General features: G+C 55.6%; 4 protein-coding genes and 1 pseudogene. 2 read left to right on the forward strand and 3 right to left on the reverse strand.

The genetic code is table 11. The features are described from left to right. From GNZ12_RS43990 to GNZ12_RS45155, 3 genes are all read right to left on the reverse strand, one after another. Nucleotides 1-217 (reverse strand): hypothetical protein (locus GNZ12_RS43990; RefSeq protein WP_216673501.1); only part of this gene is annotated, 217 nt, incomplete at its 3' end. Nucleotides 218-451: 234 nt separating this feature from the next. Next, the gene (locus GNZ12_RS45665; protein WP_172316826.1) at nucleotides 452-823 is read right to left on the reverse strand and encodes a BON domain-containing protein; all 372 of its coding nucleotides are present in this window, start codon (nucleotides 821-823) and stop codon (nucleotides 452-454) included. Between the two features lie 690 nt (nucleotides 824-1,513). Next, the gene (locus tag GNZ12_RS45155) at nucleotides 1,514-1,642 is read right to left on the reverse strand and encodes a hypothetical protein (protein WP_268959083.1); all 129 of its coding nucleotides are present in this window, start codon (nucleotides 1,640-1,642) and stop codon (nucleotides 1,514-1,516) included. Between the two features lie 449 nt (nucleotides 1,643-2,091). Here GNZ12_RS45155 and GNZ12_RS36315 point away from each other — a divergent pair. Together GNZ12_RS36315 and gltA are read left to right on the forward strand one after the other, a co-directional pair. Then, nucleotides 2,092-2,743: pseudogene (locus tag GNZ12_RS36315) on the forward strand (IS6 family transposase); the annotation flags it as partial. A 195-nt stretch (nucleotides 2,744-2,938) separates the two neighbouring features. Further along, on the forward strand, nucleotides 2,939-4,240 hold the full coding sequence (gene gltA / locus GNZ12_RS36320; protein ID WP_172316828.1) for a citrate synthase: 1,302 nt from the start codon (nucleotides 2,939-2,941) through the stop codon (nucleotides 4,238-4,240). Nucleotides 4,241-4,410 lie beyond the last annotated feature (170 nt).

Genomic DNA, 4,410 nt, shown 5'->3' on the forward strand with positions numbered 1-4,410 from the left:
GCAAGACAGCTGGTCGATCCGCACGCGTCGGCCGGACGTAGGACGAGGCGCCGATGTCGCCTTCGATCCTGGATTCGGTATGTGCAACAACCATGTCCGCGTAGGTCGGGCTACGTTGAACGTTTTGCCCGGTGGCTGCGTCGGCAACCGCTGCGTGAGTCAGAAAGGCAAAGGCGAGGGCAGGTCCGATCGTAAAGGAGTGTTTTAAAAGTTGCATGATGATCTTTCTATCGAGTGGTTTCCGTGCGAGACGGCATGGAGCAACTTTATTCGGCTCTCCGAACGGTGTGAATCGCCTCGCGGATCATAAAGGCGCTCATTCGGATCACTCGTTTTAGCGTAAGGGCCAGCCAGACCGCGGTGGCATCTGTCGATGTGTGTTCGTGCTACCTATGCTGCCGGGGCGTCTGGAATCGCCGTCTGCAACGCTCTGACGGGAGCGCCGGTTAGATTAGTAACCTAGCGGTCGAACGGTCAACTGATTGTTTACCGATTGGACGTTTGGCACAGACGCTGCCACGGCTTCGGCATGGATGATCTGATTTTGGTCTGGTACGGAGCCCAGTAGTGTCACCGTGCCGGCTCTGGCAAGAACGGTAATATCTGACGTAGTTATCCCCGGGGTATGCTCCAGCGCTCGTCGGACGGCGTGAACCGTTCGGCGGCTTTCAACCTTATCGCTTTCACTGGCTGACTTCGTCGATGTTTCGAACGCGCTCGCCCTGACGTACCTAGCCTCTGCGATGGCCTTTCCAGAAAGAACCGCCGCGCATATCGCGAGGAAGATGGTGACTCTCGACTTGGATCTCATATCAGGGGACATCGCAAATCCTCATTTACTTTGATTTTGCCCGACAGATGACGGTGCATCGCAGTGGAATAGCAGGGTCGAATATTATTAAATCGTTCTAAGGTTCACAACATAGGGGGGTGCTACTGCGATATACGTAGGACAACCTGGCATTTCAGAAAAGTCACGCTTCGTGCTTGTCCATCTCCTGCGTCATAACTTCAGCAGGCTGTGTGGCGGCCTGTTCGACATGAGTATGCCGACGCGGGAAGTGACGCACTGTCGCACATAAGGCCGCAAATGGGCACATAGAGAGGGCTCCGGCCCCTCCCGACAGTTTCAACGCGGCAATGAAGGAGCGACGACTGTCATCGAGTAACGTCCTATGTTTACCCCGGCAATCTGACGGGATGGGCTCTCATTCCGATTGACGCTATTCATTGATGCCCGTTTCCGATCATTGGCATTCAGTGACGTGTATACCGTTTTCTCTTGCACTAGTTGCGCCCTTACGGCCTCATTCAAAGCAGGAGGCCTCGATTGAGCCAACGAGGGCACAATCGGCAGTAAAAGAGTAGCAGCGACTACGAGTTGAGCGAGTCTCATCACACGTTCTCCTGATGGATCTGGTGCAAATAGCGGGTCTGAACGATGCTATACCTATATATGGGATAGCCTATTATGGAGATTGCTCTATTAGAGCGGACTGTTCGATGGTCGGCATCAAAGCAGGCAGATATGATTCAGGTCCACGGTGCGCCGGTAGACGTCTCGACCGAGCCACGGAACGAATGCGTATTCGACATAGGCTTTGGCGAAGATGAAAATCCAGTTGTGCAGCGTGTTGCGCATGAATGTCTCCTCAAGAGAATCTCGTTGCACGGCGAGAGAATGCGTCATGCCGCGTTGAATTCAGAATAGCTCCGAGAGGCCACGAATACCATTCCACGAAGGGTTACGAGCACGCCGCATTGGTATATGCCCTACTATACGGTCGTATATGCGAAAGCTCTGTTATATGGAAAGAGGTGCGTTCAGAGCGGCGTCCGCGGCTGTGTCGTCGCGGTTGGCCACGCCTTCGAAAATTGCACTATCAGCACAGGACCGTAGCGTGTAGTCGTTGGCGCGCGAGGGACTCGCGCCCAACTTCACCGACAAAATGTTGCCGCCGCGCCGGTTACACAGGTGAGTGTCCGGCTATCAATGTTGGGTCGACGCTCAGGGGCAAAGACGGCTGTGGTGCAAATAGCGCGATCAACGAGTCGGTTAGACTGTCGATCAGATCGATTCGAGGGGCCGCGATGAGCAAGCTGAAGAGTCTGGACGGGCTATTCGCCGGCCGTCACTTTGACCGTGACGTGATCATTCTTTGTGTGCGCTGGTACCTTCGCTACAAGCTCAGCCTGCGCGATCTCGTCGGGATGATGGCTAAAAGGGGGTTTGTCGCTGGCGCACACGACGATCATGCGTTGGGTGAAGCGTTTTACACCGGAGTTCGTGAAGCGCTGGAATTGCCTTGCCATACCGGCAGGGCGATCATGGCGTGTTGACGAGACCTATCTGAAGATTCGCGGCAAATGGGTTTATCTGTACCGGGCGGTGGATCGGGCCGGCCAGACGGTGGACTTCACGCTCAGGGCAAAGCGCGACGTGGCTGCGGCAAAAGCCTTTTTTAGCAAGGCGATCCAGCATCAGGGCCAACCACCGGAGACGATCACACTCAATGGGTATGCCGCCTCACATCAGGCGGTACGTGAGATGAAACCCGATGGTCTGCTGCCTGCAGAAAGGAAGGTTGGATCCTCGAAGTACCTGAACAATCTGATCGAGCAGGACCATCGAAACATCAAGTCCAGAACGAACGTGATGCTCGGCTTCAAACGGTTCAGAAGTGCCGCGACCACGATTGCCGGTATCGAGTTGATGCATCACATTCGCAAGGGACAATTTGAGCTTGCCAGCTTGCGACTCAAAGATACGGCTGTAGCCACTGTCCGGAATGCAGTCCTCTCGGTTCAATACGCTATCCTATATATAGGTGTAGCATCGTTCAGACCTGCTATTTGCACCAGATCCAGCGCAGGCTGGTTCTATCCAAGCGTGCAAATTATCGAAACCTTGTTTCCATACTTCGATTGAGGGTGTGCTATGACTCCGTCAGATGTTAAAGCCACGCTATCGTTCAGCGACAACTCGCCGAGCGTTGAAATGCCGATCTACAAGGGCACGTTGGGCCCGGACGTGATCGACATCCGCAAACTGTACAGTCAGACTGGCAAGTTCACGTACGATCCGGGCTTCATGTCGACGGCGGCGTGTAACTCGGCGATCACCTACATCGACGGCGACAAGGGCGAGCTGCTGTACCGCGGCTACCCGATCGACAACCTCGCGGAAAACGCCGACTTCCTCGAAACCTGCTACCTGCTGCTGAAGGGCGAACTGCCGAACGCAGCGCAGAAGAAGGAATTCGTCGACACCGTCACGAAGCACACAATGGTGCACGAACAGATGCACTTCTTCTTTCGTGGCTTCCGCCGTGACGCGCACCCGATGGCGATTCTGGTCGCCGCTGTCGGCGCGCTGTCGGCGTTCTATCACGATTCGCTGGATATCAATAATCCGCGTCACCGTGACGTGTCCGCGATCCGCATGATCGCGAAGCTGCCGACACTGGTGGCGATGGCATACAAGTACACCGTGGGCCAACCCTTCGTTTATCCGCAGAACGACCTGTCGTACAGCGCGAATTTCATGCGCATGATGTTCGCCAATCCGGCGGAAAAGTACGAGGTGAATGACGTGCTGGTGCGCGCGCTGGATCGCATTCTGATTTTGCATGCGGATCATGAGCAGAATGCGTCGACCTCGACGGTCCGTCTCGCGGGTTCATCGGGCGCCAATCCGTTTGCGTGTATCGCCGCGGGTATCGCCTGCCTGTGGGGCCCGGCGCACGGCGGTGCGAACGAAGCCGCACTGAATATGCTGGAAGAAATCGGCTCGGTCGACAATATCCCTGAGTTCATTGCGCAGGTGAAGGACAAGAACTCCGGCGTGAAGCTGATGGGTTTTGGTCATCGCGTCTACAAGAATTACGATCCGCGTGCGAAGTTGATGCGCGAAACCTGCCATGAAGTGCTCGAAGAGCTGGGTCTGCACGAAGATCCGTTGTTCAAGCTCGCCATGGCACTGGAAAAAATTGCGCTGGAAGACGAGTACTTCGTGTCGCGGAAGTTGTACCCGAACGTCGACTTCTACTCGGGCATCGTGCAGCGCGCGCTGGGCATCCCGACGTCGATGTTCACGTGTATCTTCGCAATGGCACGTACAGTCGGCTGGATCGCGCAGTGGAACGAGATGATTGCCGATCCCGAACAGAAGATTGGCCGTCCGCGTCAGCTGTTCATCGGCGAAATGCCGCGTGAAGCGAAGCCGATTGCTCGGCGTTGAGGATTGAAGCAAGCCTGTAGGACGGGCGTTTTGATGGCATCAAGATCGAACGACACGAAATCGAACCATCCACGCGCATCCCGGTGTAGCCGCCAATTCCGTGCGATTCTGGCTTCCAGCGCCGCTTCGTCTGCATGAGCAGAGTTGCGCAGGTTAAAACTAACGGTCCG

It is taken from the genome of Paraburkholderia solitsugae (assembly GCF_013177695.1).
Lineage (GTDB): Bacteria > Pseudomonadota > Gammaproteobacteria > Burkholderiales > Burkholderiaceae > Paraburkholderia > Paraburkholderia solitsugae.

Bases quoted from the DNA above. Each gene is read 5' to 3' on its own strand.
- GNZ12_RS45665 (WP_172316826.1), bottom strand. From the start codon at position 823: ATGTCCCCTGATATGAGATCCAAGTCGAGAGTCACCATCTTCCTCGCG.
- GNZ12_RS45155 (WP_268959083.1), bottom strand. From the start codon at position 1,642: ATGCGCAACACGCTGCACAACTGGATTTTCATCTTCGCCAAAGCCTAT.
- gltA (WP_172316828.1), top strand. From the start codon at position 2,939: ATGACTCCGTCAGATGTTAAAGCCACGCTATCGTTCAGCGACAACTCG.